The following is a 25310-nucleotide window of genomic DNA, read 5'->3' on the forward strand; positions in this document are numbered from 1 at the left end:
ACGCAATAGACAAAATTTTCTAAAAATAATACACTGAACATAACCAAATTATGTAAAAGGAGTGGTCATATGGATATTACTTTTCAAGATATTTCGCATACATTCGAACGAAGCGGTGTCCGGACCGACGTCTTGCATCAACTAAACGGTCAGTTTTCGCAAAGTGAGGTGACGGCACTCGTCGGTCCATCCGGGTCTGGAAAATCAACGTTCCTGAGTCTCCTTGGTTCACTCGATCGCCCGACGTCCGGTCAGATTCTTTATGACGGACAGGACATCACGTCTTGGAAGAACAAACGGTTATCGCAATTTCGCTCGCAAGAGATCGGATTCATCTTCCAGCAGTTTCACTTATTACCGGCACTGACGGTATCTGAGAACTTAAAGGTCGCCTTGTTAAAGCAAAAGACATCCTTTAATCAAGAGGAGCGGATTCTCGAGTTGCTCGAACGGGTTGGACTCGACGATAAACGGAATGCTTTACCGGCTCAATTATCCGGTGGACAACAACAACGGGTCGCGATCGCCCGTGCCTTGCTTCACCATCCGCAATGGATTCTCGCGGACGAGCCGACCGGTAATCTCGATTCCGTGACCGGTGACGCAATCTTCGAGCTGTTACTAGAGCTGCATCGTGAAGCCAAATGTGGCGTTTTATTTGTCACACATGACCTAGAACTCGCCGAACGTGCTGACCGGATTCTCTTCATGCAGGATGGACGAATCGTTGAAGATCGCCGGAAGCGTACGGTGCAAAGTGTCTAAGTATTGTTAATGAGGAGGTGTCTCGCGTTGCACACGTTTCGTGCCAAATTAATCACGAGCTTCATCGGCTCAATTGTCGTTTTTCTGTTGCTGTCGGTATCGACGCAGTCCGCGTATGAAGCGTTTCAGAATGCGGACTTCTCGGAACAGGAGACGACGATCGTGCGGGGATGTAATCATAACGACTTATCCAATTTATTCTTCACAAAAAACAGTTGTAATTTCGATGACAAAATTGATGAAAAAGAAGACGGCGTCTATCTGGGAACGTCCGATGAAAAAAGTAAAAATACGGGAGGCACACCACGCGGTCGAAAAGTAAAGGATCTTCCTCCATTTTCTATTTTGAATGTTGTAGAAGGCACATCCTCCAACAACATTCTATTCTTCACCGCTGTACTTGTACTCGTTGCTTTCGTAGCATACCGGATTCTTCGTCGGCGGCGACGTTCATCACAATCACGAGAATCTGAAAGTGAAGCAAACCATTGGGTCCAACCATCTCCTGAAAGTTATGTCCAACAAACAAACCTTCAATCGATGCTTACTCCGCCTGAAGAATCATTGCGCCTGATGCTATTTGATTTTAATCAACGCTTACCACGTGCCCTCAAGCGGCGAAGCCATGAATCGTTGACAGACTGGACGGAGCGCATTCATCTGGTGACGCCACTCTCCCCTTACTTCGTCACCCGCTACGCGGCGCAAGCAGAAGTAGAAGCACTCGATGCACAAGCGATTCACCATTTCGAACAAGATCTTGCGTGTTATTTAAAGACGCAGCTCTCCCAATAACAAGCAAAGGAGACTACATATGCTTCGTTTCGTCATCAATCACTGGCGCCGGCAGCGAGGGAAATTCATTCTGACGCTCATCGGTGCCCTCATCATCAGTGCCGGACTCAGTTTGATGTTCAACTTGACCGATTCGAGTCAAGGGACGGTTGAACAAACATTACAAAAAAAATGGTCGTCTGCCTATGACATCGTCGTGCGACCGAAAGGAAGTCAGCTTGCAAGTGAGTCGAATGATTTACTTGAACCGAACTATTTAAATGGGATTGATGGTGGAATTTCCTTCAAACAATACGAAACCATCAAGAAAATGCAGGACATTGCAATTGCTGCACCCGTCGCCGTGATGGGTTATGTCAAACTTGGCTTACGCGTTGATGAGCAATGGGACGTTCCCGATAAACCTGGCTTTTACCGTTTGAGAGAAACGCTGACATCACCTAACGGTTTCGGGGAAAAAATCCTAAGCGACGAAGCCGTTTATAGTGTCAATGGCAATCAAAACGCACGTGTTGCTGATATACCAGGAGTCTTTACAACTAAGTCCACGTCGCGAATCATCTATCCTCGGACATTCAGCTTGCTTGTAGCAATTGATCCTGAAGCTGAAGCCAAGTTAGTGGCTCTTGACCGTAGCATCATTCCTTCAAAAGGAAATAGTCGCTATTTTACTAAAAATGATAAAGCTACCGAAAAAGCAAATCCAAATACCATTCCGATTCTTTTAAATCCAAATTCATTTAATCAAGGGACTTTTCAGTATTCAATCGAACGACTAGATGTTCCATTCGATACACAAAAACAACAAGATACATTTTATTCAAAGATTCCAAAGGATTTTACACCTGCGTTTGAGATGCTGAATGAGATTCCAGGTAAAACAATCAAAAAATTTAAGATTTCTTCAAAAGATGTTGAGCAAAAATTTTTTAGCACTTTAACGAATACTCCAACCAAAAATACTCAATCATCACGATTAGATGATGCAACGATTTCTGATTACTTACAACTCGAAATCACGACTGGACCGCTAACGTACCAATCTGAAAAAAGTCCGTTTGCCGCGCGTTGGTCAAATGCCTACCAAGTTGAGAGTCAGAAAATTCAAGTCACGAATCCATTTTTAAAGGATACGAACGCTTTACCTAAAACCGGATATCGTTCCACGCATTCGTTAGAAAAAAAAGTAAAAGACACTATGGGTAGCGGAAATGATATTTATTATTCTCCCGGCTTTTCAATGAATGTCATTGGACTTTATGATCCTAACAAAATTCGTGTATCAAAAGATCCACTTAATGAGTTACCGATGGAAACATATCGCCCTTCTTCAGCTGATCTGGTCTTAGATGCAAACAGAAAACCAATCAATCCAGCTAAATCTATCAATACTTCAGGCGACCCAGTCGGATTACTGACTAACTCACCGAATATGTTGACGACTCTAGACAGTGCACAGCAATATCGAGGCAACAAATCGATCTCATCGATTCGTCTAAAAATTAAAGGTGGCGAAACACTCAGCGAAAAGTCAGATCAGCTCTTACAACAAATCAAAGCAACCATCGAGAGAGATCCTGGTCTTGTCGCTACGATCACTAAGGGTTCTTCCCCACAACCGGTCGTCACGAAAGTCGTCGAACAAGGCAAAACACTCGGTTGGATCGAACAACCATGGGTTCATATCGGTGCTGCGATGACGATCTTCCGCGAGACGAGTGTCGGTTTTTCAGGCGTCATCTTCGCGATGCTCGCCGTCGCCATCGTTTATGTCCTCGCGACGAGTTATGTTTCGATGCTCGCGCGCAGAAAAGAATTCGCTGTTTTACTCGCACTCGGCTGGCGGACGAAGGATCTCTATAAAATTGTCTTGATCGAGGCTTCAATCCTCGCCGGATTCGTCTCTACGGTTGCCTTGATTGTCGAAGGAATCTTCTCATATGTCCGTAATGAAGCGATGAACGGTTGGAGCCTCCTTTGGATCGCGCTGTTCAGTCTCGTCATTTACCTGGCTGGCGCGACCTGGTCGGCGTGGACGATCCGTCGCATATCACCTTATGAAGCGATCAAAACCGGCGAATACGCGAAAGCAGCTCGCGTCGGACTGAAACTTCGTTCGACCGCGACACTCGCACTAAAGGAACTGATCGGGAAATGGAAACGAAACAGTTTGTCGGTCCTCTCGATTGCTTTACCGACAGCTCTCTTGACCTTTTTCCTGTTCGTGACGTTCCATTTACAGGGTGTTCTTTACACTTCGTGGCTCGGTCAGTTCGTTGCCCTGCAAGTCGGTCCGATGCATTACGTGACGATGGGTGTTGCCATCACGATCGCTATTTTGACGACGGGAGAGATCATGTGGCAAAACGTCACCGATCGCCGCGCCTCACTCGCCGTCCTAAAAGCACTCGGCTGGACGAACGGTGCGATCCGTCAATTGATTGTCCTTGAAGGTTTCCTCGTCGGTCTCATCTCCGGAGTCATTGGGATGATTGTCGCCTACTCGACGATTTACGTTTTATACGATCTTGTTCCCTGGAATGAGCCGTTATTGATTGGCGTATCGCTCGCCCTACCGATTCTGTTCGGTGTCATTGCAGCCTTCATCCCAGCACAACTGGCAGCACGTGTTCAACCGTATCAAGAACTGAAAGATGCATCTTAATATTTGGCGGAGGGGCAACAGGCGTTGTCCCTCTCTTCACAGGAGGAAGTCTATGTTACCGACATCGATTTATTCGTTATCAGCTGGAGCGGTCGTCTTGAATGACCAAAACGAGATTCTTTTGATCCAAGGACCAGATCGCGGTTGGGAGTTTCCGGGTGGCATCGTCGAGCCTGGGGAAAGTGCAGCTGACGGTATCATTCGCGAAGTCAAAGAAGAGTCTGGAATTGAGATTGAAATCGTGAAATTTTGCGGCATCTATCAAAATCTCGAGGCGAATGTCTGTGCGACCTGTTGGCTTGCAAAAGCGATTGGTGGTCAACCGCAGACGAGCAGCGAAAGTTTAGCAGTCGGTTTTTTCCCGCTCGAAGAAGTGTTACGACGCGTAACGTGGTCGAACTTCAGCGAACGAATCATACATATCTTAGATGAACAGTCTCATCCGTTTTTCGTAGCTTTTACTCCATAAAAGGAGGAATGACGATGTTTCATTTTGTCTTAAACCAGTGGCGCCGGCAACGTGGAAAATTCATTTTGACGCTCGTCGGTGCGCTCATCATCAGCGCTGGACTCAGTCTGATGTTCAACTTGACCGATTCAAGTCAGGGTACGGTCGAGCAGACGTTACAAAAGAAATGGTCGTCCGCGTATGATATCGTCGTTCGACCGAAAGGCAGTCAGATGTCGACGGAGTCGAATGATTTGCTGGAGCCCAACTACTTAAACAGTATTACAGGTGGTATTTCTTTCGCACAGTATGAAAAAATCAAACAGATCGAGGATGTGGACATTGCCGCGCCAGTAGCGGTGATAGGATATGCCAATATCGGTCTAACCATCAAAGATCAGATGACAGCTCCGAAAGCCCCTGGGTTCTATCGCATTTCTCGCACGGAGTACAGTGATTCCGGATTGAAGAAGGAGAAGCTCTTCACGACCAACATCCATGCCATCAAGAGTGACGTCTCTTCTGAATTACGCATCCCAAACCTCGATAACTTCTTCGTCGAGGATATCAACCCTTCGAAGATGGCGATGATTGTCGCAATCGACCCGGAACAAGAAGCACGCCTCGTCGGTCTCGATAAAAGCGTCAAGAAAAGTCCCACATCCCGTTATTTCGAAGAGACGGACCAAGCAAATCCGACATCTAATGTCGTTAACGGTTTTACGTTACCGATCCTCATCAATCCGAATACTTCAGATGCGGGATATACCGACTTTAAAATCGAACGGCTTGATTTACCATTTAAAACGGAACAACAACAGACGGAGACGATCGACCGCCTCCAACAGCAATCAGAACTACAGGATTATTTAGTAACGATTAAAAGTAAAACACTCGAAACGAAACGTATTTCCGCAAAACGTCTAGATTCACTGTTGTTCAATGCTTTAGCAAAACCAGATTCCGTGAAACGAAAAGAACTTGAAGTCACCTCATCTGGACAGCTACTCTACCGGACGGGAGCTTTAAACTATACTGCAACCGATAGCCCGTTTCCGAAGCGATGGAGTCAAGCCTACTCGTTGAACAGCGAGACGCTTCAAACTGATCAATCGCTTTTTGATATTCCCATCCTCCCCTCAAAAGGATACCGTCCCGTCCAGTTCAGCAAGATGAAAGTCAAAGATACAGACACGAAAGAAGTATCTGAACTTACTCCAACCGTCGACTTTGATGTCATCGGATTGTTTGACCCGAAAAAAATCACAGTATCCAAAGATCCGTTGAATGAACTACCGTTAGAAACGTATCGCCCGGCGACCGCTAATCTGGTCCTTGATGCAACAGGAAAGCCGATCAATCCGTCACCTACCATCAATTCATCGAATAACCCGGTTGACCTATTGACGGGTTCACCGAATATTTTAACGACCTTAAACGCCGCTCAACTGATCAACGGAAAACAATCCATTTCGTCCATCCGTTTAAAAATCAGTGGTGCCAAACAGATGGGTGAGAAGTCCGAACAATTACTCCAAGACGTGAAGCAACAAATCGAGCGAGAAACCGGTCTCATCGCTACGATCACCAAAGGTTCCTCTCCTCAACCGGTCGTCACGAAGGTGATCGATGACGGGAAGACGCTCGGTTGGATTGAACAACCTTGGATCCACATCGGTGCTGCGATGACAATCTTCCGCGAGACGAGCGTCGGGTTCTCCGGTGTCATCTTCGCGATGCTTGCCGTCGCCATCGTCTATGTCCTCGCGACGAGCTACGTCTCAATGCTCGCCCGCCGGAAAGAATTCGCTGTTTTACTCGCACTCGGCTGGCGGACGAAGGATCTCTACAAAATCGTTTTGATCGAGGCGGCGATCCTCGCTGGATTCGTCTCGACGATCGCCTTGATTGTCGAAGGCATCTTCTCGTATGTCCGTAATGAAGCGATGAACGGCTGGAGCCTCCTCTGGATCGCGCTGTTTAGTCTCGTTATCTACCTCGCCGGCGCCACTTGGTCGGCGTGGACGATTCGCCGGATCTCGCCGTACGAAGCGATCAAAACAGGCGAGTATGCAAAGGCGGCTCGTGTCGGACTAAAGCTTCGTTCGACCGTGACATTGGCGCTAAAGGAACTGATCGGGAAATGGAAGCGTAATAGCCTGTCCGTTCTCTCAATCGCTCTTCCAACGGCTCTGCTGACGTTCTTCTTATTCGTAACGTTCCATTTACAAGGAGTGCTTTATACATCATGGCTCGGACAATTCGTTGCCTTGCAAGTCGGTCCGATGCATTACGTGACGATGGGCGTTGCAATCACAATCGCTATTTTGACGACGGGTGAAATTATGTGGCAAAACGTCACCGATCGCCGCGCCTCACTCGCCGTCTTAAAAGCGCTCGGCTGGACGAACAGAGCGATCCGTCAGTTGATCGTCCTTGAAGGCTTCCTCGTCGGTTTAATTTCCGGCATCATTGGACTGATCGTTGCCTATTCGACGATTTATGTCTTGTATGACCTCGTTCCATGGAATGAACCATTATTGGTTGGCGTATCGCTTGCCTTACCGATTTTGTTCGGTGTCATCGCCGCCTTCATCCCAGCTCAACTGGCAGCACGTGTCCAACCGAATCAAGAACTAAAAGATGCTTCGTAAACTAAGGAGTTGTACACATGAATTCTATTCAGGCAATATTTCTTGACCGAGACGGAACGATTGGTGGAGATGCTACCGTCCACTACCCTGGAACGTTTGCGTTATTTCCATATATTCCTTCACTAATCGAACGCTTACGTAATCAAGGGATTTTACTGATTGCGTTCACGAATCAACCTGGTATCTCAAAAGGATTTGCCCGTGAAGAGGATTTTCGGACAGAATTACTGAGCTTCGGCTTTGATGATATGCTGATTTGTCCGCATGCAGCGGAAGATTGCTGCACTTGTCGCAAACCATCACCTGAATTATTAAGGCAAGCACAAGCAAAACACGATCTCCGACTCGATCAATGTGTCGTCATCGGGGACCGGTGGAGTGATATGGTGGCAGCTGCGCACGCCGGGTGTATCAAAATCTTAGTCCGAACCGGTGCCGGAGAGAGCTCCATTCGTGATTACGCTGACCGGGTGGAACAAGCAAACGTCGACTATATTGCCGACGACTTAACGGACGCGATCGCTTGGCTCGATACGCAAAACTGAACAAACAAAAAGGCGCGCTTCCACAATGGAAGTCACGCCTTTGTTATTTCTTCGAACGTTTTGGTTGAGAAGATGCGTAGACACTAACCGCTATCACAAATAAGATTGCAAACCATGTCCAAAATGACATGTCATCGCCTCCTTTAAATAATGCATAGGTACTTTAACTACCTTCTTTTTATTACCAATAAATCCCTGCAATCATTTATTAGCAATTTTTCGTAATAGATAAAGCGCGTAGATGATCGATGGAACAGCCATCGCCATGAGGATGAGATGGACACTTCCGAATAACACGTTCATAGCTAGATTAAATTCTGACACTTTTGTTTCCTCCTATATTTCGATGGTTCTTTTATATTTATTCTACTATAATAATGCATTCACTATTTTTTGAACCCTTACAATTATGTAATAATTTTCAATTCCCCTTCATTATGAAGGGATTCACGTTACACTGAACGTACGAAACAGAGGTGAATATGTTGCAATTAACATTTGAGTACATGCCTTATTATTACGATGATGATCTTCAATTGATTCCAAATGATTTTTCAGACCCTGATAATTTGCGCTTCGTCATCGAACAAGACTACTCGTCAGCTTTTAGCATCTTTACGAATCCAGACGATGAATCCTCCTCGTTTGAAAGTTCATTTCTTGAGCAGTGGTTTCATCGATTACAAGCTTTCCCACTATTCGTCTGTGTAGAGGTGAATCGTTATGACGAAGAAGAGTTTGAAGCGTTATGTCGCTTTTGTTCAATTACATATAATGATTTAACACCACTTGCGGACAAACGTTTCATCGTCGCTGAACTGAAGCATGTTACCGATTTTCAACACCTGTATTCTTACTTACATTCCCACGCGAGTTGGAATGATCTTGTCATCTGGTCGACCAAACCAAATGTCTTCCTGATTGAATACCGAACGCACTACTACTCCGAAAGACCAGAAAAAACGGTCATCGTCTCCATGCAGGAAAACATGTCTATCTTTGCGTTCAGCTACGATGCAGATGTCGTGAATGTTGTCTCGAATCAACCGTTTTTTGAGACGGCCGATCGCCTGTTTAATACCTTACCCGACTTCGTTATTCCAACCTTGATTGACGACACGGAGGACATACAAAAAAGGAGTGAACAGCTTGCATGCCCTAACAAAACAACTAACTAAATACATGCTCGAGAAATATCAGTTAACCGATTATGTACTCTATGAATCGTCCTACGCTCGACACAAACTGAACTACCAAACCGTTTACTCTTTTGAAACGTTTTGGATTCCGCGAGGTGCATCGGTTATCGAGGAAGAGGATGGCACGATGCTTCCTGAAGGAACCGTGCAGATTACAATTGACCCTGTTACGAAACGAACGACGACGTTATCCTTACACGGTCTGAACTCGATTCATTCCGTGCCTGACGATTTACGTGATCCAACCACTCGGATCGCTTGGATCGAATCAGAGACCGATATGATCCATGGTACGCATTTCATGCTCGAAGAAGAAAACGACACTTTTTTCAGTTATATGAGTTGTCACGAAGGGATTCGGCTGTCTCCCGGTTGTTTCATTCACTTAACGTTAACGGAAAATGGTCAACTCGATGAGTTGTTCCTATACGGTCCTCATCCGAGTGATCATCATGTGAAACAGGAACCTTTCGCTTTAACGCTCGAGGACATCGACTCGCTAGCTAAACAACAAATAAAGTGGTTCTCCTATACAAAACCAGGACATCAATACGCGCATACTGTCGTCGAGACGATCGTGACGCAAGAAGGATCTATCCTTGTGCCTAGTAAACTGGATTTCACGTCATCATTTGATCGAAATGACATCTTAACGTGGGCAAATCCGTCAACTTCAATTCTCAAACGCCATCCTTTCCAATCAGCAGCAAGCGTGACAGCAGAGGATGCGATCATGCAGACCGAACATCCTGATTTTCGTCCGATCCAGCAAGAGACGGTGAACGCCTGTCGAAACGCGATTCAAGAAATCGTCCAAAACGTCTACCCCAGTGAATCCGGACAATGGATGATTCGTCATATCTACCGGCAACACCCCAACCTTGCTGTCAAATTATCTCGCGCGAATCCGACGTCCTATGTTGATCAGCAAAGACGCATCACGATTCTCCTTGATGAAAAGACGCTTGACTGGATTAGCTTGACCGACGATCAGGAACTCCATACCGCGCTCGCATCCGTTACTCCACCGAAGCTCGAAGATGATCAGCAAGATATCATTTTCAATGCATTACGTCCGTACCTTTTGCTCACGCCGCGTTATGTGTTCGATGTCTCAAAAGGTCACTACGTTCTTTGTGGTTTGCTTGACTCGAACCATGCCTACTTACCAGCAACAAATGAGATCGTTTTATTACGTGATCTATAAAGTGAAGTTAGATACGAAGGAGTGAACGAGTTGCATCCATTAACGAAAGATTTAATCTCCCATATCCAAGACAAATATCAACTGAACGATTATGTCTTACATGAGACCTTCTATCGCCGTGAAAAAATTCATGGTGAAACGCAATATTCGCTTGAGACGTGTTGGTTCCCCATCAATCACGGTCCTTGGTCTGAAGATGAGAATTATCCAGACGGTACGATAGAGATCCAAGTCGATACGGCTACAAAACGAACGACTTCGATCCACAAAAATGGCACTGTCACGATTCATTCTCTTCCAGAGGATTTACGTGATTTAGACATTCGGATTGCATGGCTTGAGCAAGAATTAGGAATGACGTTCGAGAAGCAGTTCATGTTCCTTACGCATCAAGATTCCCTGTATCAGTATGTCAACTGTCATCACGGGATTCGCCTCTTCCCCGGTCTGTTCATATCGCTTGAGCTAACGAATGAAGGAGCGCTCGATTCTTTCAGTGTCTATGGAACCCCCGCGCTGAGTAACAAGTATCTGACTGAACTGTTCACATTATCCCTTGAACAAACGGCTCCCATCATCTCGCAACAGTTCCGGAGTTTTTCAGTTCCTAACGAACACCAACACAAACTAGCATATGCAATTGAAGAAATCTTTGTTTCTCAAGACGGCTTGCGCACGTATCCTCTAAGTAATCCCGAAACTTCGTCCGTTGCCATGAACGAGATCGTAACATGGGAAAAACCGTCCACGTTCTCCTATACGCGCAAATTGATTAAGCGGCGAGACACCGTCACGGCACGCGATGCCGAAGCTCAAACGCCACATCCGGATTACCGACCGTTGACTGACGAGATGCTGGAAACCTGTCAGTCGATTGCTGTAGACCTCATCGCTGCCGAGTATCCAGAGGAGTCCGGAGCGTGGACGATTCAAGAAATCAATCGGGATTTCCCATTCATTAACGTAGTAGTACGCCGGACTCGTGACGATATAAATCTCGCTTACAAACGTCGTTTGACGATTCTCCTGATGGAAGATACTTACGAAGTCAGCCTAATCGTTGATAACGAAGCATTTATTGATCTCTATAATGACTCGACACAAGGATTGCCTGATAGCGTTCCGGAAAAAGTCATACGTCACGCACTCATGCCTTACCTGACATTGAAACCGTATTATGTCTTCGACCGGGCACTTGACCACTATGTTCTCTGTGGTTTGCTTGACTCGAACCACGCTTACTTATCAGCAACGAACGAAGTCGTCTTATTACGCGACTTATAGGTCAATTCAGCCATTGATCTATCCGATTTCTTACGACTTGCGGAAGAACGAGGCTTCTCAGTTGTTCGAGACGCTTACGGTCGACTTCCTGTTTCATAAATACGTCTTCAATCATCGCGACCTTTTGTTCTCGTCCTGGAATCAGTTGATAAATGACATACCAATCAACGAGTGACATGAACGGACGTCCAGCTGAATCGATTGATTGTTCATCAAACGGATAGATGAACACGCCCTCGCCATGACGAATCTGCAGTCCGCTCATCAAATCGATATCGATTCCTTCAATGATAAATTCTTGGAACACTTCCGTCGCGTAAAGTGACGTCTTGTCTTGTTCGACGACAGTCCCCATGTCCGCCAACAGTTGGACTGCTCGTTCGGCGTCCGCTAACGCGACGACGAGATCGATGTCGCGCGGTACAACTGGTAGTCCATGCTGCGCCAACAATAATGAACCACCGATACCAAAATGAATCCGTTCTTGCTGCAAACAAACGACGACTTTTTCTAAGACTTGCTCAAGACTCATCGCCGGAACCCCGCTGCTCGAAACGGTCCTTCCATCGAAATCGTAAAGATGATTCGCGCAATTTCATCCGGTGATGTCTCGTTTGGGTGGCTCAACCAGGATTCGATGACACCGAGATGGGCGGCTGAGAGATAGGCAATGAGATAATTTTCTGGAACAAGCCGTTCTCCTTGTTCCGGTAGTCCCGAGAACAGAATCTGTTGCATGTAATCACGGACTCGCTTCCGAAACATCCCATCACTCGTCGGACTGAGTAAGATCCGCATCAGCGTCCGGTGTTCATAAAGAAACGTTAGAAACGGGATGATTCGTCGGTATGGTGAGTCCTCCGTTTTGTTGATCAGGACGAATGGAATCTCGCGTTCGAACGTCGCTTCGATCTTTTCAAAAACCTCATTCGTCATCCGCTCGAGCAGTTCGTATTTATCCGCGTAATGATGGTAGAACGTCCCGCGATTGACTTCCGCCCGTTCCGTCAACAACTTAATTGTCACGGCGTCAAATCCAACTTCGTCGATCAGCTGAAGGAACGTCTCGCGTATCCTCCGGTCGGTCCGGATAACGCGTAAATCCTGTTTTTTCATCGAAATCGCCTCTTTCTTCAACATTTTATCGAGATGTGTCGCTTAAGCGACAGATGAACGTTAACTGGTCATTGCTCCCAGTTTCTCTCCCTTTTATAATGAAATTAATCAACACGTTGTTCAATAATTATTTCATAAAAGGAGGGAGAATACGATGGATCTACGATTACAAGGTGTATCAAAATCATTTCATCAACAGAACGTCCTCCAACAGATTGATCTTTTGATTCCGTCCGGTGAAATTTGTGGTTTGCTCGGTCCGTCAGGTTCCGGAAAGACGACATTGATTCGTTTAATGATTGGTGCAATCCAAGCAGACGCAGGTTCGATTCAGATTGGCGACACTTCGATACCAAATTTCAAGATGTTATCGCAGATTGGTTTCATGCCACAAAACGATGCCTTATACGAGGATTTATCTGGCCTTGCGAACCTGCAATTTTTCGGTTCCTTATACAATATGTCCCGTCAGGATTTAGCAAAACGAATCGACGAGGTATTGACACTCGTCGATTTAACGAATGATCGAAAAAAGCTCGTTCGCCATTATTCCGGCGGGATGAAGAAACGATTGTCCCTCGCCATCTCGATCCTGCATCGCCCTAGCGTCCTATTTCTGGATGAGCCGACCGTCGGGATCGATCCCGTGTTACGTCGCCAGATTTGGAATCAATTCCAAGCGATCCGTACGCAAGGCACGACGATCGTCGTTTCGACCCATGTCATGGATGAAATCAACGAATGCGACCGGGCAGCACTGATCTATAACGGTCGGATCATCGCCTACGATCCGCTCGACCGTTTACTTGCGCAGACTGAAAACGGTCAGGTCGAGGAACTGTTCCTGCTAGCTGGAAAGGACGTGACGTAATGTGGCAACTCGCACGACGGGTCATCCGTCAAACGTTGAACGATAAACGAAGCGTCGGACTGATTTTGCTTGCTCCATTACTAATCTTCACCTTGATCTATTTCCTACTTGGAAACGATGATTACACGCCTGTCGTCGCTATCAGTCAAGATGTACCGGCTCCAGTCTCGCAAGCGATCGAAAAACAGGATCTGTCGATTAAAACATATAACGGCAGCGATGCTGACGCCTATCTAAAGGATCATGAAACGGTCGACGTCGTCTTAGATATGAAAGACAATCAGCTAGCGTTGAACCTCCGCGAACCTTCAACGAAAAGTTCAAAAGCGTTACGTGAGATTCAAGCTGGATTGGCATCCCTGCAACCGACGATGCAACTCGAGACGAACTATCTTTACGGAAATGTCGATCAATCGACGTTTGATGCGCTTGGTTTCGTCTTTTTATCCTTGTTCTCCTTCTTTTTCGTCTTTATCTTATCGGCAATGGCACTCGTCAAGGAACGCAGTGGCGGCACGCTCGAGCGATTGATGATGACACCAATTCGCCAAACCGACGTCATCTTCGGCTATACGCTCGGCTATAGCGTCTTCGCTTCCATCCAGGCAATTCTTGTCGTCCTGTACGCGACGACCGTTCTTGACTTACCATCTGAAGGCTCGATCATCTGGGTCTTTCTGACGATGCTTGGACTTGCCGTCGTCGCAGTCTTGTTCGGCGCAACGATTTCAATCTTTGCTCAGTCTGAATTACAAGTCGTCCAGTTGATTCCCTTTACGATCATTCCGCAGATTTTCTTCTCGGGCTTGATTCCGCTTGATTTAATCCCGTATGGACTCGGTAACATCGGATATATCACCCCGATTTTCTACGGAGCGAGCGCGATCAAGGAGGTGCTCGTCTACGGCAACGGTTGGTCAAGCATCTGGCCGTACTGGCTTGGATTATTCCTCTATGGTGCAGTGTTGTTCCTGTTGAACATGCTCGCTCTCAATAAATATCGCGGACACCAAAAAAGACACGGCTGATTACACGAGCCGTGTCTGATTTTGCTTAAGCTGTTCAAGGAAAACAGTCCGTCGAGAAGGATCAAGTGTCTGTTCTGCCACGTCGGCATACCGAACGAGCTGATACATCTCATACGGAACCGTGACCTCTAAACGTGTTAACCACTCCGTCAGCGTCTCATGTGTCCGTCGCTGTTGCGCTGGAGCAAGTGACCGATTGAACGCGCGCACTGCTTCACGAATTTTTGAATCAAGAATACTGTCTTCTGATGAGGACTGGACTTCAGGCGTTAGCGTTAGCGATAAAGCGGTTCGTTTTGGTTGATGCCTTGGTGGAAATGACCACTGCATGCGGTTGAATCGTTGTCGACGATACAGATAGAAGATGATCACTAAAGCGACAATCCAAGGAGTCACACGAGCGATTTGATTGATCGCATCCGTCAAGAAACCTCGTCCAAGCTCAATCGGTTTTTTCTTTTTAGGTTCCTTCCGATATCCTTCGTGCCCGCTTTTTGAAGAATCCAGTTGTTTGATGATTTGCTCTTTTTTCGCATAGATGACCTTTTTAGTCGGTAAAATCGTACTCGGAACACGTACCCAGTTTCCTGTCGATTGATCAATCGGTGGATCGATCAATGCCTGATACGATAGTTTTACACCTACGACGCATAAAAATAGTACTAGGCACGTCATGAAAGTCATTCCAATGATTCGACGTCTCATTTCATCCTGCACCTCCAAACCGACTTAAAATCCTTGACACAAGACCTTTTCCCATATGTTACCATGAAAGGAGGCGATTCAGATGAGTTACGAAAAAGTATTTCAAATGCCGATGCAGCAGCTGTATCAGGTATACCGTCAAAAAGTCGAGCGCAAGCAACGGACGCAAGACGAGCTTGATGACGTGCTGTTCTGGTTGACCGGACACACGCAATCAACTCTTGAACAAGCCATACAAACCCAAACTGTCGCAGCCTTTTTCGAGCACGCACCCGACCTGAACGAACGCCGATTTTTAGTCACTGGCGTCATCTGCGGGATTCGTGTGGAAAATCTAACGGATCCGCACATTCGTAACATTCGGATTCTCGACAAACTCGTCGATGAGTTGGCGAAAGGAAAAGCGTTAGCTAAAATCTTACGATAAGGAGGAATGCTAATGTCTACTTTACTCAGTACACTGGCGATCCTCGTCATGGTGACCAGTGTGACCTATTTCATCGTCTATCAAGTCAAACGAAATAAAGGAACCCATCGTTCACCCGTCTATCGACTTGCTTTTAGTGGTCTGTTGGTCGGCTTGATGGTCAGTTATTTTTTGTTGACGTGAGTCGTGATTTTTAGTTTTTGATTTAAACAATAAAATCATTAATACAGTATTTGAAATAATGAAGGAGGTATACGATTGAAGATTCGAAAATGGATCCTTCCGCTTTTGCTACTCATCTGTCTTGCTTCACCGAATGCCGCAACAACATATGTGAAATGGACGGTCGCTACGACGGGCCACTATCTCGAACGTCTTCAAGCGGCTGACATTCCTTATAAAGTCCGCCAACACACGCTTTACATTCAAGAAAAGGATCTGCGCCGCGTCACGTCGTGTTGTACATGACAACGATAGAAACCCCCCTCATTTCGCTGAAATGAGGGGGGTTTCTGATCAATCACGAATTAGCGAATCGTTTTTAATGCCGTTGCCCACGGAATGACTTGATCGAGCATCTGGTTGACCGATGTTTCTTGAACGGCTGCCGCTTTTAAGACCGATCCATTCTCGAAATCAGTGAACAAGGATAACGCTGGATGCACCCGGACATCGGCAATCAATAACTCACCGAGGATGCCACGCAAGTGTTCTGCCGCCCGAGCTCCACCGACAGAACCGTAAGAGACGATCCCTGCTGCTTTATTGTTCCATTCGACCCGTAGATAATCGAGCGCGTTCTTGAGTGACGCTGCGATTGAGTGGTTGTATTCCTGAACGATGAAGACGAATCCGTCTTGTGCTGCGACATCCTTCGACCAAGCAGCAGCACCCGACGCATCCCCATCCTTTTCACCTAGGAGCGGTAATTTGTAGTCCGCGATATCAAGAATCGTATAGTTCGCGTCACCTCGTTGATCAGCCAGTTGTTTGACCCAGTTCCCGACTTGTGGGCTGAGACGTCCTTCACGTGTGGATCCTAAGATGATGCCAATGTTTAATTTCTCCATCTTCATTTCCTCCTCTTATTTAGATGCGGTTAGTTACGTTATCGTAGCGTTCTCTTAAAGGTATTCTTTTTCGATTTTCCGAGTGCTCCGGACCGTATCGATCGGACGGACCATTTGTTCGATCTGTTCTCGTTGCGGCTCGAGGAATGGTGGTAACGACAATTTCTCCCCGACCGTTTCGTACGGCTCGTCACCCATGAAACCAGGACCATCCGTTGCCCATTCGAACAAGACACCGCGCGCGACACGGGCATAGAGGGACTCGAAGAAGAAGCGATCGACGTAACCGGACGTGTTGAAGCGTAAATGTTGCATCCGCTCGATCCATTCCTGTAAAGCAGCCGTATCTTCAACGCGGAAAGCGACGTGGTGCACCGTTCCGAATCCTTGACGTCCGCTTGGTAGAACGACGTTGTGCTCAACGATGACTTGTGCGCCGTTTCCTCCTTCGCCCATCTCGAACAAGTGCAGGGAACCAGCTTGATCGACTTCTCGCATCAACATCGCTTGTTCGAGTACCGCTTTTAAATTGTCGAATTCCGCGATCCGGATGTGAATTGGACCGAGTCCCGTGATCGCGAACTCGAGGGGTACCGGACCATTTTGCCACGGTGTGCCGGAAGCGACACCTTGATTATGCTCGTCAGAAATCAACATGTATTGTTGCTCATCGAAATCGACGAACGAGAGCGTCTTCTTGCCGAATTGTTCTTTGATACCACGGTGCTTGACGTCGTATTTGTCAAAGCGTTTGATCCAGTATTCGAGTGCCGCATCCGTTGGGACACGGAACGCCGTCTTGAAGATTTCATTCGTTCCGTGTGATCCCTTTTGGATACCAGGGAAATCAAAGAATGTCATATCCGTGCCTGCAGATCCTTTATCATCGGCGAAAAATAAGTGATACGTCTGGATGTCATCCTGATTGACGGTCTTCTTGACCAATCGCATCCCTAGGACGTTCGTAAAGAAGTCATAGTTTTTCTCGGCACTGCTCGTAATCGCCGTCACGTGGTGTATTCCTTTTAGTTCATTCATGAAAAATCGCTCCTTTTATGGTTATTATCTCGAATTCGAGATATCAGTCTAAAAAATTTTATTGTTTTTTTGCTTGATAGCCGATCGTTTTGGCTGTCTCGATGAATGCTTCGAGGTCTGACGGGGCTATTCCTTGAAATACTTGATTAATCGCTTGCTCGTGCTTTGGAAAAATCGTTTCCATCAGTTGGTGTCCTTCAGAGGTCAGTTCCGCAAATGTCACGCGCCGATCCTCTGGACATGCTTTTCGGACAACGTAATCTTTCTTTTCGAGCTTATCGATGACATAGGTGATGCTACTGCTCGTGATCAAGACTTTTTTCCCAATCAATTGAATCGGTTGCCTGCCTTTGTGAAACAGCAACTCAAGAACCGAAAAATCCGTTGGGTTCAACCCCCATTGCGCAACATCCTTCTTGATGACTTCATGTAACGCATCAACTGCGCGCACCATGACCGTCAATGCTTTCAAGTTCGGATTCGGTGGAGTCATTTCGTTCACCTCTTTTGTATCTTTAATTCATATATCTTTAATTCGAGATAAATATACCACCTCTGTAATTATTCGTCAATTACTTTGAGTCGTTTTTAATGTGCATTATTTTCAATTTAAATTCAAATAATCATAAGATAAAATAATTTATCTTTTAACAAATTTAAAATATAGTTAGTTTTTTAAAAGATCTGTATCTTAAATCAAATATTATACTTAAATAATTAACGTCATTATAAGATACGCCTTAAAAGTAAATATTTTTTATACATTTACTTTTAAGGTTAAATAGCAATATTTAGATTAACTTAATTTACTTATAGCTCTGATAAAAAATTAATTAAAGAAACAAATGGAAGAATAGAAATTTCACTTCCAATAAGTTGAAAAATGTTTTGTCGCATTATTTGAATCAAATAATTCTTTAAACATTCTTTTTAAATCATCTTTACTTTTCCCTATAGTTTCCATTGAATGATCGTCTATAGAATGTGAATTAACATCAAATAGTTTTTTGTATTCTTCATTATTTTTATAAAAATCAACGATTGAAATTCTATTAAATTTAGTATAAGTCTCAACTATTCTCCTCATTGAATTCAACATTGAGTTTGTTAAGTCATGTGAGTATAGAGACTGTAATTCTATCCAAAGAAGTTCGTAATGAGTATTAAAATCTTCTTTCGGAGAAGTAATTTTTTTAAAGATTCCATTTTCTAATCTATAAAAATTATTTTTACTGTATTTTGATACTTCCACTATCTTTCCTTGAAGCTCTTTTTTTTCTTTAAAATATCCTTGCGGCTGAACATTTAAATAAAAATGAGCATTATGCGTTAAGCAAATGAAGTAATCTTTTGTAGAATGGAATTTGTCTATAAATTTATCTGTATAAATTTTTTGAATCTCTGTAATAATTAAATATTGCATTGTATCGTCATTTGAATTCATTGGATCATCAAATACAATAACCTTTTGTTTATTACTTCTTTTTTCAACATCACTCAAACTTTCTATAAAATATAAAAATGCTATAATATTCTTTTCTCCAGTAGATAGCTTATCTATGGATCTCACACAATTTTTATCTTTTATTTGATAGTGTTCAACATCCTCTAAATCTTTTTCTAATGTTAACTCTAAATTGTATTTTCCAACTTTTTTTAACTTTTCATTAATAATTTCAACAAATTTAAATGTGTTTTTAGTACTTTTTAAAATTCTAGCTTTTTCTTCATTTAATTCTCTTAATTTATTTTCTAAGTAACAAATTGTATTTTCTTGCAGGTTTAAGTATGATCCTTTAATGTCTTTTTTCCTCTTATTAATTATAATATTAATATTTTCTAATTCTTCATTAATTTTATTTAATTCAAATTCCTCTAATTCATAGCCACGCCAATTACTCTTATATTCTTTTTTTTCTTTTATTTTTAAGGATACAAAATGAAGTCTAAGCTTTTTCATCGCAACTTCTTTTTTCATTATAATATTATCAGTAAAATTATTATGTTTATTTGATAGTTCATTTAATTTATTTTCGATAATTGTAAAATCTGATGGAATTGTAAAATCTAATTTTTCAATGGTTCTAAAGATCAAATTAAATTTATCGGAAAGACTTTGATTCAACAAATCTAAAATATATCTATATTCTATTTTTTTATTTTTTATTTCTTCAATAATTTCTACGGCTTCTTCATGAAATATACTATAAAAATTTTCTTTTTTAATTACTTCTATTTCATTTATCTGGATTATTAATTTTTTTATTATATCAATTTGATTAGTTATTTGATTTTCGATATCTTTTACTTCAGATAGCGATATAAAAGTTTCCAGTTCGCTAAATCTTTTTTTATTGATCTCGTTCCCACAAAATGAGCAGTTCTCTCCTGCATGATGAATTTTTAAACCATGTCTTACAAAAGTCATTCTATCTGGATCATCTTTTAATTCTTTTATTAAAGAAACCTCCTGCATTTTATGACCTAAAATTTCATTAACATCATTAACTAAATTCGATAATTCTATAGATTTAAATTTAAATTCACTCGAAATTTTATTTTTAGTTACTTCAAATAAAATTCTTTCGTTAATTAAAACTTCCTCTTCACTTAATAACCTGCTTGTCTTAATATCATTTATAAAATGATTTCTAATATAATTGGGTTTAGTAATTTGAGGATTATTTTTAGTTTTTAATTCTCTCGCTTTATCGGAATAAAAAGAATCAAGTAGATTTCTTTGTTCATTGTATTTACTTAAAATATCTTCCCTTTGTTTATACAAAAGGTGTTTTTCTATACCTTCTTCTAAATATAAATATTTCCATTCTAAAGATTTTAGTTCGTTGTTAAGAAGAAGTTTATCTTCTTCAAACTTTAAAATTTTTTCTTCAACATTATTAAATAACTTTTTTGCATTTATATTTTCTTCACCTAAGACGATAGCATTTAATTTTTTATCGACTACCAAATTATTAAATCCAGTAAAAATACGTACATCGTAATTATCACTTAACTGACTCAATATCATTTTACGAAGAGTGGATTTTCCTGCGCCATTTTTACCGAATATAAAATTTTTATTCTTTAATTCTAAAAATTGATTTTTATTATAGTCAAACACACCATACTCCTGTTTAGATAAATCAATACTTATACTCATTTGAACATCCCCAATCTATATTTTGTGATGAAAAAATAATAATCTTTCTAACTTTCTATTAAATTTTGTCTACAGTCTTTTATATGCCTTTTCTAATATACCGTATATCCCGTGAACGGCACTGGCGTCGACAGTCGAATCCAGGTCGACGGTTTGCCGTAGACCGATGCGTCATCGAGAAAACGTTCCAGTGTTGCAACGGACGCGGTTTGCAACTTGACCATGAAGTTATAGCTACCGGTCAGGCGGTGACACTCGACGACTTCTGGATGTCCTTTACAAAATTCAATTAAGCCTGCGCAGCGTGTCTCTTCGAACATGACGACCGCGAGTAACCCTTGCGCGAGTGCTTCTGGATTAATGACAGCGCGGAATCCTTCGATGATTCCCGCGTCCTCCATTTTTCGGACCCGTTCGATGACGGCAGGTGCCGATAACCCGATCTGTCGTCCGAGTTCCGACCATGGAATCCGGGCATCGTCTTGCAGAATCCGGACAATCTGTTGATCAATTTGGTCCATTTTTCATCTCCCTTTCGAATTAAAACCACTTTCTTCAAATTAACACGGAATCAAAGGAAAATATAGCCTTTCCCTATGTTCTCCTACTGTGCTCCTCAAAATGCTTTTCTTATACTAATTACAGGAGGTGATACATATGGAATCAACCTGTGTCCGGTGTCAAGAAACGATTGAAACGACAGTCTATCAGTGCTCGCACGCTTGTACGTTTTGCGAACCGTGTACGAAAACGCTCGAGCATATTTGCCAAAACTGCGGGGAGATGCTTGAACCCGTCACGCCAGTCGCGACATAAAAAGACGGATGCCTCGGCACCCGTCTTTTGTCTATTTAGATCGTCTCTTGTGATTGCCGCTCGGCTAAGCGTCCTTTTGCTTGTTCTTGATGCGGCTTGATCGCCGACTCCCCGAGTGCTTTCGCTAGACCTCGGGTTGGAAGATTGACATACATCGACTCATAATTGCTGACTTCGAACGTTTCATGAAAGATCCCGACCGTTTCTGATGTCCGTGCCTTCTGATTGAATCGTTTCCACGCCGTCAAATGACGGGAACCATGGGCATATGCCATCAATTCTTCCGTCGAACGCCAATATTGAATCAACGTCACGGAACGCCAACCGACAAGTGACTCATGCGAAATCAGACCGACATCGTTTGCATAACACTCTTGTAGCATCGGTCCCATCGCCTGGACCGTCGGCAACCATTGCCGGACGGAACGCAGACGATTGATCCGTAAACCGATGATAAACACGACGACGTCTTTGTTCGGAGTCGCAATGATCCGTTTCATGTCAATTTCCTCCTTCAAGGGTCTCAAGGGAAGCGTCACACCAATCGAGTAACGCACGTGTCTTCCGAATGCCATAATCAAGCGTCAATAACCAATAGACGGCATCATTCGAGTCCGGATAAGAACGAATCATCGCATCGATCGCTTGATACGTCTCAAGTCGTTCTTCGAGCAATCGCGCGTGCTCCTGAATTTTCTGCAAGGTGACCTCTTTTGAAGCATGTCGAGCGAAGTACAGCTTCAACAACAGGTCGTTCCGTTGCACCGGCAGTTCGACGGACGGTTCAGCGACCCACCTCTCGAGCTCTGCATGCCCGTTTTCCGTCAGGGCGAATTGTTTCCGTTCCCCATCCGTGACCTCTTCAACGATCAAACCTTCCGCTTCTAACCGTTTCAGCGTCGGATAGACTTGTCCGAAGCTGATTTTCCAAAAGTGATTCAAGCTCGTATCGATCGTGTGTTTCATCTCATAACCAGACGTACATCCGCTTGCAAGAAGTCCGAGAATCGCATAACGGGTCATATTTTCTTTTGGCATCGGTCCCTCCTATATCTAAAAGATAGTATCTTTTAGATATAGTTCCCGTTCATTCAAATGCCAAACAGGAAATTTACTGGATGAAGCAGGAATTCTCATTTTAAATCCGAATTCTTGTTCACATACTTAATTAAAAGGAGTTCTCACATGACATATGCTAAAACTTCTCTCTTCTTTAGTTTGCTCGGTCTGCTCATCGCCTCTATGATTTTCCCGCCGCTCAACTGGTCGTTCGGACCAAACTCGATGCTTACGATACCGATTGGACTTGTCATTTATCTGTTTGGAATCGGACTCGGGATCGTTGCCATCAAACGACGCGAACCGGGAATTCTCAAATACGTTAGTCTCGCCTGTGCCGTTCCACTTGGTGTGTTACTATTGCTCTTTCTCGGTTTCATCTTCAGCGGGCAGATTTAATCATTTTACAAGAGTTGTTCATGAGACGTTTTCCCGTCTGCATCGAACGTCAGCTGATGGATTGCTGGACTCCCCATCGCGCCCAGCCACTCATTTGCCGGTCGCCCAGTGTAGTGTTCGAGCACTAACGCCAACACGAGACCATGCGTCGCGACGACCAATCGGTGGTGCGGGTGGGTTTTACGTAGCTGATCGATGGCTACTAGAGCACGATTGCGTGCTATTTGATTCGACTCTCCACCTTTTTGCGCGTAATCATCATTTTGGAATGATCGCTTCAACAGTTCTTCTAGCCGTTCAGGTGATAAACGTTCGTCTGTTTCCTGAAAACACCGTTCCTGAAACGCTGCCTCGTAGATCGGCAAACCTCGTTGCTCAGCAAGTGGGCGAACGGAGTCCATCGCCCGTTGCATCGGACTCGAGTAGATGGCGTCAATCGGCAGCGCTTCAAAGAACGCTACGAGTTCCTGCGCTTGTTCTTGACCTGCATCCGTTAATCCCCGCCCTCGATCACTGCCTGTTTTGATCGATTCGCAATGGCGAATGAAATAGAGCGTCCTCATCGCAACTGGACCCACTTTCCTTCAGAAATCACGTCTACGTTCGAACCGATAACACGGATCGCTGTCGCGTCGTCGATCGCGTACGCCGGATTCGTCAATGTCTCAGCCCAAGATTTGGCAGCTTGTAAGTGATTATCTGGTAATTGCGGATGATCGAGGTGTGGGAAAATTGAAAAGTCAACGAGACCTAATGTTGCGTCCGATTGCTCCGGCGTCTTTTTCCATCCAACGAAATCTGTTCCGATTCGTGGCGTAAGGACCATGCTACCGGCGCTCATCCCGACATAAACACCGGTCAGTTGCGGTAATAGTCGATCGAAGCCCGATTCGACGAACCAGTGATATAGAAAGAGTGGATCACCACCATTAACGAGAATGACATCCGCTTGTTCGACCGCTGGTTGCCAAATTGCTGAATCAATTACCGAGACCGCTGATAATTCCAACAGACCGACTGACTTCCATCCTAAATCGACCATCGGTGCCTCATCTTTTCCTTGAATGAAGTTGACAGCGAGGTCCGTTCCTCTGCCTAATGCGTAGGAAGCTGTCGTGATCGCAATGGCATGGCATTCCTCAATCGGTTTTCTGAGCATCTCGCGTAACGCTTTGTGAATCGATGGATTTTGTATTCCACCGGACGTTAATAAATAGTCCATCATCATACCTCCAGTCCTTTGCTTCAGTTTACAATATTTGTTTCTTTCTGGTATCCTTACTTTTATTCCCACTAGAATAGGAGGAATCATATGTCTTTCGATTTAATGACGTTACCTGAAACGACGTTACACTCTCGTCTGATTCTCGGAACTTCCGATCAACCGACGTTTATCTTTGAAAATGGATATGGACAAGATCTTTCAACCTGGCAACCAATCATGGATCAAGTTGAAGGACTTGGAACGATCTTGATGTATGACCGTACGAACATCGGTGGTAGTATGCAGTATGATTCCGAGACTAGTCGCCAGAGCGTGAATCGCCTTCGCCGTTTGATCCATACCTTATCTCTCAAACCACCCTTTATTCTTGTGGGTCATTCCTATGGCGGCACGTTAGTTCGACAATTTGCATCGCAATATCCAAGTGAAATAAAAGGTCTATTGCTCATCGATGCAACACCAGAATCCTATATTCAACGCTTCTTACCAGTGATGCCAAGCACGTTCCAATCCATATACAAAAAACAATTCACGCTCGAATGTACATACGAAGATTTTAAAGAGAGTATTGAAGCGACGAACGTCGATGTCCTCTACCCATTTCCAGTCGTTGTTCTGTCTGCTGGTAAAAAGGATCATTATTCGCGTGAGGCGCAACTATTGTGGCACGAATTGCAACGACAAACTGCTGCACAGTCGATTCAAGGCTTGTTGATCGAAGTTCCAAACAGCCGGCACTTCATTCAACAGAATGCCCCCCATATTGTTGTCGATGCGTTACATCGTTTGATTTCAGGTGATTCTTAAGCTCTTTTCAAAGGAACTATTTCC

At 44.1% G+C, this 25310-nt stretch carries 30 protein-coding genes; 17 read left to right on the plus strand and 13 right to left on the minus strand.

Annotated features, from left to right (window positions below):
• Positions 1 to 69 precede the first annotated feature (69 nt).
• The 6 genes from KNQ11_RS05245 to KNQ11_RS05270 are packed head-to-tail and all read left to right on the plus strand — an operon-like array spanning position 70 to position 7872.
• A complete protein-coding gene (locus tag KNQ11_RS05245) occupies positions 70 to 765 on the plus strand; it encodes an ABC transporter ATP-binding protein (protein WP_023468400.1) in 696 nt (231 codons plus the stop codon).
• A 27-nt stretch (positions 766 to 792) separates the two neighbouring features.
• Positions 793 to 1560 carry a hypothetical protein gene (locus tag KNQ11_RS05250; RefSeq protein ID WP_214770218.1) on the plus strand — a complete coding sequence of 256 codons (768 nt, stop codon included), beginning with the start codon at positions 793 to 795 and terminating at the stop codon, positions 1558 to 1560.
• Between the two features lie 19 nt (positions 1561 to 1579).
• Positions 1580 to 4225 carry an ABC transporter permease gene (locus KNQ11_RS05255; RefSeq protein WP_214770220.1) on the plus strand — a complete coding sequence of 882 codons (2646 nt, stop codon included), beginning with the start codon at positions 1580 to 1582 and terminating at the stop codon, positions 4223 to 4225.
• 52 nt (positions 4226 to 4277) lie between these two features.
• On the plus strand, positions 4278 to 4694 hold the full coding sequence (locus tag KNQ11_RS05260) for an NUDIX hydrolase (protein WP_214723299.1): 417 nt from the start codon (positions 4278 to 4280) through the stop codon (positions 4692 to 4694).
• 14 nt (positions 4695 to 4708) lie between these two features.
• Positions 4709 to 7327: an ABC transporter permease gene (locus KNQ11_RS05265; protein ID WP_214770223.1), complete on the plus strand. Its 2619-nt coding sequence runs from the start codon at positions 4709 to 4711 to the stop codon at positions 7325 to 7327.
• 17 nt (positions 7328 to 7344) lie between these two features.
• Positions 7345 to 7872, plus strand: a complete 528-nt coding sequence (locus tag KNQ11_RS05270) for an HAD-IIIA family hydrolase (RefSeq protein ID WP_214770225.1) — start codon at positions 7345 to 7347, stop codon at positions 7870 to 7872.
• A gap of 201 nt (positions 7873 to 8073) precedes the next feature.
• Here KNQ11_RS05270 and KNQ11_RS16900 read toward each other — a convergent pair whose 3' ends face one another.
• On the minus strand, positions 8074 to 8196 hold the full coding sequence (locus tag KNQ11_RS16900) for a hypothetical protein (RefSeq protein WP_285800976.1): 123 nt from the start codon (positions 8194 to 8196) through the stop codon (positions 8074 to 8076).
• A 152-nt stretch (positions 8197 to 8348) separates the two neighbouring features.
• Here KNQ11_RS16900 and KNQ11_RS05275 point away from each other — a divergent pair, with 152 nt between their 5' ends.
• Genes KNQ11_RS05275 through KNQ11_RS05285 form a run of 3 tightly spaced genes read left to right on the plus strand, consistent with a single transcriptional unit; the run spans position 8349 to position 11562 of the window.
• Positions 8349 to 9050 (plus strand): hypothetical protein, encoded by a 702-nt coding sequence (locus KNQ11_RS05275; RefSeq protein WP_214770227.1) that lies wholly within the window; start codon positions 8349 to 8351, stop codon positions 9048 to 9050.
• Complete coding sequence (locus KNQ11_RS05280) at positions 9022 to 10278, plus strand: hypothetical protein (protein ID WP_214770230.1); 1257 nt, start codon at positions 9022 to 9024, stop codon at positions 10276 to 10278. Before KNQ11_RS05275 ends, KNQ11_RS05280 begins: the two co-directional genes overlap by 29 nt.
• Before the next feature lie 30 nt (positions 10279 to 10308).
• Entirely contained in the window at positions 10309 to 11562 is a 1254-nt protein-coding gene (locus tag KNQ11_RS05285; protein WP_214770233.1) for a hypothetical protein, read from the plus strand.
• A gap of 1 nt (position 11563) precedes the next feature.
• Here the strand turns inward: KNQ11_RS05285 and KNQ11_RS05290 are convergent, their stop codons facing one another.
• Both KNQ11_RS05290 and KNQ11_RS05295 read right to left on the minus strand, forming a co-directional pair.
• Positions 11564 to 12094: a nucleotidyltransferase family protein gene (locus KNQ11_RS05290; protein ID WP_149427424.1), complete on the minus strand. Its 531-nt coding sequence runs from the start codon at positions 12092 to 12094 to the stop codon at positions 11564 to 11566.
• The gene (locus tag KNQ11_RS05295; protein ID WP_197484507.1) at positions 12091 to 12678 is read right to left on the minus strand and encodes a TetR/AcrR family transcriptional regulator; all 588 of its coding nucleotides are present in this window, start codon (positions 12676 to 12678) and stop codon (positions 12091 to 12093) included. The genes KNQ11_RS05290 and KNQ11_RS05295 overlap by 4 nt, the downstream gene beginning before the upstream one ends.
• Before the next feature lie 154 nt (positions 12679 to 12832).
• On the opposite strand from KNQ11_RS05295, the gene KNQ11_RS05300 reads away from it, so the two are divergent.
• Complete coding sequence (locus tag KNQ11_RS05300; protein ID WP_214770237.1) at positions 12833 to 13549, plus strand: ABC transporter ATP-binding protein; 717 nt, start codon at positions 12833 to 12835, stop codon at positions 13547 to 13549.
• Positions 13549 to 14577 (plus strand): ABC transporter permease, encoded by a 1029-nt coding sequence (locus tag KNQ11_RS05305; protein WP_214770240.1) that lies wholly within the window; start codon positions 13549 to 13551, stop codon positions 14575 to 14577. Before KNQ11_RS05300 ends, KNQ11_RS05305 begins: the two co-directional genes overlap by 1 nt.
• Here KNQ11_RS05305 and KNQ11_RS05310 read toward each other — a convergent pair whose 3' ends face one another.
• Complete coding sequence (locus KNQ11_RS05310; protein ID WP_214770243.1) at positions 14578 to 15282, minus strand: hypothetical protein; 705 nt, start codon at positions 15280 to 15282, stop codon at positions 14578 to 14580.
• A gap of 82 nt (positions 15283 to 15364) precedes the next feature.
• Here KNQ11_RS05310 and KNQ11_RS05315 point away from each other — a divergent pair, with 82 nt between their 5' ends.
• The 3 genes from KNQ11_RS05315 to KNQ11_RS05325 all read left to right on the plus strand — a co-directional run bounded on the left by KNQ11_RS05315 (position 15365) and on the right by KNQ11_RS05325 (position 16177).
• The gene (locus KNQ11_RS05315) at positions 15365 to 15709 is read left to right on the plus strand and encodes a DUF2200 domain-containing protein (RefSeq protein ID WP_050678012.1); all 345 of its coding nucleotides are present in this window, start codon (positions 15365 to 15367) and stop codon (positions 15707 to 15709) included.
• 12 nt (positions 15710 to 15721) lie between these two features.
• A complete protein-coding gene (locus KNQ11_RS05320) occupies positions 15722 to 15892 on the plus strand; it encodes a hypothetical protein (RefSeq protein ID WP_023468416.1) in 171 nt (56 codons plus the stop codon).
• 75 nt (positions 15893 to 15967) lie between these two features.
• Positions 15968 to 16177 carry a hypothetical protein gene (locus KNQ11_RS05325; protein ID WP_214770245.1) on the plus strand — a complete coding sequence of 70 codons (210 nt, stop codon included), beginning with the start codon at positions 15968 to 15970 and terminating at the stop codon, positions 16175 to 16177.
• Positions 16178 to 16236: 59 nt separating this feature from the next.
• On the opposite strand, the gene KNQ11_RS05330 is transcribed toward KNQ11_RS05325, so the two are convergent.
• The 5 genes from KNQ11_RS05330 to KNQ11_RS05350 all read right to left on the minus strand — a co-directional run bounded on the left by KNQ11_RS05330 (position 16237) and on the right by KNQ11_RS05350 (position 21501).
• Complete coding sequence (locus tag KNQ11_RS05330) at positions 16237 to 16779, minus strand: NADPH-dependent FMN reductase (protein ID WP_050678013.1); 543 nt, start codon at positions 16777 to 16779, stop codon at positions 16237 to 16239.
• Positions 16780 to 16833: 54 nt separating this feature from the next.
• On the minus strand, positions 16834 to 17817 hold the full coding sequence (locus KNQ11_RS05335) for a ring-cleaving dioxygenase (RefSeq protein WP_214770260.1): 984 nt from the start codon (positions 17815 to 17817) through the stop codon (positions 16834 to 16836).
• Positions 17818 to 17875: 58 nt separating this feature from the next.
• Positions 17876 to 18310 carry a MarR family winged helix-turn-helix transcriptional regulator gene (locus tag KNQ11_RS05340; protein ID WP_214770263.1) on the minus strand — a complete coding sequence of 145 codons (435 nt, stop codon included), beginning with the start codon at positions 18308 to 18310 and terminating at the stop codon, positions 17876 to 17878.
• Positions 18311 to 18679: 369 nt separating this feature from the next.
• Positions 18680 to 20980 carry an AAA family ATPase gene (locus KNQ11_RS05345; RefSeq protein ID WP_214770266.1) on the minus strand — a complete coding sequence of 767 codons (2301 nt, stop codon included), beginning with the start codon at positions 20978 to 20980 and terminating at the stop codon, positions 18680 to 18682.
• A gap of 92 nt (positions 20981 to 21072) precedes the next feature.
• Positions 21073 to 21501 (minus strand): Lrp/AsnC family transcriptional regulator, encoded by a 429-nt coding sequence (locus KNQ11_RS05350; protein ID WP_214770269.1) that lies wholly within the window; start codon positions 21499 to 21501, stop codon positions 21073 to 21075.
• 136 nt (positions 21502 to 21637) lie between these two features.
• Between KNQ11_RS05350 and KNQ11_RS05355 the strand changes: the two genes are divergently transcribed.
• Positions 21638 to 21796 (plus strand): DUF1272 domain-containing protein, encoded by a 159-nt coding sequence (locus tag KNQ11_RS05355; protein WP_214770271.1) that lies wholly within the window; start codon positions 21638 to 21640, stop codon positions 21794 to 21796.
• 35 nt (positions 21797 to 21831) lie between these two features.
• Here the strand turns inward: KNQ11_RS05355 and KNQ11_RS05360 are convergent, their stop codons facing one another.
• Both KNQ11_RS05360 and KNQ11_RS05365 read right to left on the minus strand, forming a co-directional pair.
• Positions 21832 to 22296: a DUF4188 domain-containing protein gene (locus KNQ11_RS05360; RefSeq protein WP_214770274.1), complete on the minus strand. Its 465-nt coding sequence runs from the start codon at positions 22294 to 22296 to the stop codon at positions 21832 to 21834.
• 1 nt (position 22297) lies between these two features.
• On the minus strand, positions 22298 to 22834 hold the full coding sequence (locus KNQ11_RS05365; protein WP_075642403.1) for a PadR family transcriptional regulator: 537 nt from the start codon (positions 22832 to 22834) through the stop codon (positions 22298 to 22300).
• A 147-nt stretch (positions 22835 to 22981) separates the two neighbouring features.
• Between KNQ11_RS05365 and KNQ11_RS05370 the strand changes: the two genes are divergently transcribed.
• The gene (locus tag KNQ11_RS05370) at positions 22982 to 23254 is read left to right on the plus strand and encodes a hypothetical protein (RefSeq protein ID WP_214770276.1); all 273 of its coding nucleotides are present in this window, start codon (positions 22982 to 22984) and stop codon (positions 23252 to 23254) included.
• Between the two features lie 5 nt (positions 23255 to 23259).
• On the opposite strand, the gene KNQ11_RS05375 is transcribed toward KNQ11_RS05370, so the two are convergent.
• Both KNQ11_RS05375 and KNQ11_RS05380 read right to left on the minus strand, forming a co-directional pair.
• A complete protein-coding gene (locus tag KNQ11_RS05375; protein ID WP_214770279.1) occupies positions 23260 to 23817 on the minus strand; it encodes a histidine phosphatase family protein in 558 nt (185 codons plus the stop codon).
• Positions 23814 to 24476 (minus strand): Type 1 glutamine amidotransferase-like domain-containing protein, encoded by a 663-nt coding sequence (locus tag KNQ11_RS05380; RefSeq protein ID WP_214770282.1) that lies wholly within the window; start codon positions 24474 to 24476, stop codon positions 23814 to 23816. Before KNQ11_RS05380 ends, KNQ11_RS05375 begins: the two co-directional genes overlap by 4 nt.
• Positions 24477 to 24566: 90 nt before the next feature.
• Between KNQ11_RS05380 and KNQ11_RS05385 the strand changes: the two genes are divergently transcribed.
• Positions 24567 to 25286, plus strand: a complete 720-nt coding sequence (locus tag KNQ11_RS05385) for an alpha/beta fold hydrolase (protein ID WP_214770285.1) — start codon at positions 24567 to 24569, stop codon at positions 25284 to 25286.
• Positions 25287 to 25310: the final 24 nt, after the last annotated feature.

Source organism: Exiguobacterium sp. s39, assembly GCF_018618925.1.
GTDB classification, from domain to species: Bacteria; Bacillota; Bacilli; order Exiguobacteriales; family Exiguobacteriaceae; genus Exiguobacterium_A; species Exiguobacterium_A abrahamii.

Excerpts from the sequence above, each read along its gene's own strand:
- KNQ11_RS05245 (WP_023468400.1), top strand. The coding sequence starts at position 70 with ATGGATATTACTTTTCAAGATATTTCGCATACATTCGAACGAAGCGGT.
- KNQ11_RS05255 (WP_214770220.1), top strand. The coding sequence starts at position 1,580 with ATGCTTCGTTTCGTCATCAATCACTGGCGCCGGCAGCGAGGGAAATTC.
- KNQ11_RS05260 (WP_214723299.1), top strand. The coding sequence starts at position 4,278 with ATGTTACCGACATCGATTTATTCGTTATCAGCTGGAGCGGTCGTCTTG.
- KNQ11_RS05265 (WP_214770223.1), top strand. The coding sequence starts at position 4,709 with ATGTTTCATTTTGTCTTAAACCAGTGGCGCCGGCAACGTGGAAAATTC.
- KNQ11_RS05270 (WP_214770225.1), top strand. The coding sequence starts at position 7,345 with ATGAATTCTATTCAGGCAATATTTCTTGACCGAGACGGAACGATTGGT.
- KNQ11_RS05290 (WP_149427424.1), bottom strand. The coding sequence starts at position 12,094 with ATGAGTCTTGAGCAAGTCTTAGAAAAAGTCGTCGTTTGTTTGCAGCAA.
- KNQ11_RS05295 (WP_197484507.1), bottom strand. The coding sequence starts at position 12,678 with ATGAAAAAACAGGATTTACGCGTTATCCGGACCGACCGGAGGATACGC.
- KNQ11_RS05300 (WP_214770237.1), top strand. The coding sequence starts at position 12,833 with ATGGATCTACGATTACAAGGTGTATCAAAATCATTTCATCAACAGAAC.
- KNQ11_RS05305 (WP_214770240.1), top strand. The coding sequence starts at position 13,549 with ATGTGGCAACTCGCACGACGGGTCATCCGTCAAACGTTGAACGATAAA.
- KNQ11_RS05310 (WP_214770243.1), bottom strand. The coding sequence starts at position 15,282 with ATGAGACGTCGAATCATTGGAATGACTTTCATGACGTGCCTAGTACTA.
- KNQ11_RS05315 (WP_050678012.1), top strand. The coding sequence starts at position 15,365 with ATGAGTTACGAAAAAGTATTTCAAATGCCGATGCAGCAGCTGTATCAG.
- KNQ11_RS05320 (WP_023468416.1), top strand. The coding sequence starts at position 15,722 with ATGTCTACTTTACTCAGTACACTGGCGATCCTCGTCATGGTGACCAGT.
- KNQ11_RS05330 (WP_050678013.1), bottom strand. The coding sequence starts at position 16,779 with ATGGAGAAATTAAACATTGGCATCATCTTAGGATCCACACGTGAAGGA.
- KNQ11_RS05335 (WP_214770260.1), bottom strand. The coding sequence starts at position 17,817 with ATGAATGAACTAAAAGGAATACACCACGTGACGGCGATTACGAGCAGT.
- KNQ11_RS05340 (WP_214770263.1), bottom strand. The coding sequence starts at position 18,310 with ATGACTCCACCGAATCCGAACTTGAAAGCATTGACGGTCATGGTGCGC.
- KNQ11_RS05345 (WP_214770266.1), bottom strand. The coding sequence starts at position 20,980 with ATGAGTATAAGTATTGATTTATCTAAACAGGAGTATGGTGTGTTTGAC.
- KNQ11_RS05350 (WP_214770269.1), bottom strand. The coding sequence starts at position 21,501 with ATGGACCAAATTGATCAACAGATTGTCCGGATTCTGCAAGACGATGCC.
- KNQ11_RS05355 (WP_214770271.1), top strand. The coding sequence starts at position 21,638 with ATGGAATCAACCTGTGTCCGGTGTCAAGAAACGATTGAAACGACAGTC.
- KNQ11_RS05360 (WP_214770274.1), bottom strand. The coding sequence starts at position 22,296 with ATGAAACGGATCATTGCGACTCCGAACAAAGACGTCGTCGTGTTTATC.
- KNQ11_RS05365 (WP_075642403.1), bottom strand. The coding sequence starts at position 22,834 with ATGCCAAAAGAAAATATGACCCGTTATGCGATTCTCGGACTTCTTGCA.
- KNQ11_RS05370 (WP_214770276.1), top strand. The coding sequence starts at position 22,982 with ATGACATATGCTAAAACTTCTCTCTTCTTTAGTTTGCTCGGTCTGCTC.
- KNQ11_RS05375 (WP_214770279.1), bottom strand. The coding sequence starts at position 23,817 with ATGAGGACGCTCTATTTCATTCGCCATTGCGAATCGATCAAAACAGGC.
- KNQ11_RS05380 (WP_214770282.1), bottom strand. The coding sequence starts at position 24,476 with ATGGACTATTTATTAACGTCCGGTGGAATACAAAATCCATCGATTCAC.
- KNQ11_RS05385 (WP_214770285.1), top strand. The coding sequence starts at position 24,567 with ATGTCTTTCGATTTAATGACGTTACCTGAAACGACGTTACACTCTCGT.